The sequence below is a fragment of the Dolichospermum sp. UHCC 0352 genome (assembly GCF_009711925.1).
GTDB classification, from domain to species: Bacteria; Cyanobacteriota; Cyanobacteriia; order Cyanobacteriales; family Nostocaceae; genus Dolichospermum; species Dolichospermum lemmermannii.
The window spans coordinates 1-1548 of sequence record NZ_VIKY01000173.1; the positions used below are offsets into that span (position 1 = coordinate 1).

The following is a 1548-nucleotide window of genomic DNA, read 5'->3' on the forward strand; positions in this document are numbered from 1 at the left end:
CGGAGGGAACTAGCGCTGCTGCAAGCAGTTCGCTGTGATCGTGTTGGTGCATTAAGAGATATTACTCCCATTTGAATGTTTGATTGGATGGGGGTATTATATTATGATAGTGATCTCATGCTAGATGGTATTGAATTTACCAATTTCTCAAATTGATTATTTTCTTCAAAAAAACATAAAGCGTCTTCACTTAACCAACCTAGTAATTTCTTAGCATTTTCGTAGGTTGTCAGTAATTCATCAAATGATAAGTTTCTAGTATTAAAAACAGGTTCATGATGAAATACACGGTTACGTATAATCCTTATTTCGTTTAAAATTCTTCTTATTCGTTTCATGTCGCGCATAAAATTGTGTTTTTCAGGAGCATTTGGAAAAACTTCATGAATATAACGAGGAGAAACAATATGCCATATAATTCTGTCATAGTCAGATCCCATAATTTCTGTCCAAAACCCGAAGTTTAGCTCTGGAGTTAAAGTATCTGATGTAACTATTTTATGGTACATTGGGTTATTAATTTTTTTATTCTGCTTGTTAATTTCTTCCTTTGCTGTGTCTATCTGTTTTAATAATCTTGCTCTTTGAGTATTACCATTTTTGTCGTGCCATTCCGTTGCAGCTTTTCCATTTAACCACTTACCTGCTTTTTCCTCAAACCAATTATCCCCAAATTCTTTAACAACTACATTACTAATACGATTTCGTAAAGCTATTTCAAATACGCAGAGGAATGAATATAGAGATTCTGATAAACTCATATTCAGTGTATATAGTTTCAATGCTTCTAGCTTATCTTCATTGGTCGCATTCAAATACGTTGAAAGGTGTGATTCAGAAAAAACTATGCAAAGACTATCATAGGTAGTAGGGTTAATCATGTTAAAAATTTCAGTATTAATTATGTCATAAGACAGATGCGTTAAAGATGAGTATATAACTTAGAGTTACGGAAATTTGAAATATTTATTTTAAAGACTTGACAAACCTGTAAATCTTAGATACTATGGATATGTGAGCCTTGGGTACTCCTTGGAGCAAAGAGTTGGATACGGCCTTCAAAACGTGAATGAGCGAGAATTAGGCTTGATCACAATTTAGAGTTCCCGACCCCAGGGCGAGAATTTTATTAAACTAAATAACCGCTTTTAAAGTTATAGGATAATTGTAGTCCGTGCTGCGGCGATGTTAGAACCGATCATGTTACGCAGTAATTCTCAGCGTGATTCTTTCGCCTGGAAGCGTGGGGAAACTACCGCCAGTGCGGGTGAGTTGATGGCGTTTACATTATTTTACTCAACTATTACTGGGAATTAGTGGGGCGATTCGCAGTCCAAAAACCTTACCCTGTATCTGTTCACATTATCTCACTCAACTATTACTAGGGATGTTTAGGGCGATAGCGAACGCGAGTGCGTCCCGGAGGGAACTAGCGCTGCTGCAAGCAGTTCGCAGTCCGAAAACCTTACCCTGTATCTGTTGACATTATCTCACTCAAGCATTACCAGGGATGTTTAGAGCGATAGCGTTCGCGAAGCGTCCCGGAGG

General features: G+C 37.4%; 1 protein-coding gene. It reads right to left on the reverse strand.

Annotation, left to right across the window (positions count from 1 at the left end; genetic code table 11):
* Positions 1 to 101 precede the first annotated feature (101 nt).
* Positions 102 to 881 carry an Abi family protein gene (locus FJR06_RS11905; protein ID WP_015079776.1) on the reverse strand — a complete coding sequence of 260 codons (780 nt, stop codon included), beginning with the start codon at positions 879 to 881 and terminating at the stop codon, positions 102 to 104.
* Positions 882 to 1548 lie beyond the last annotated feature (667 nt).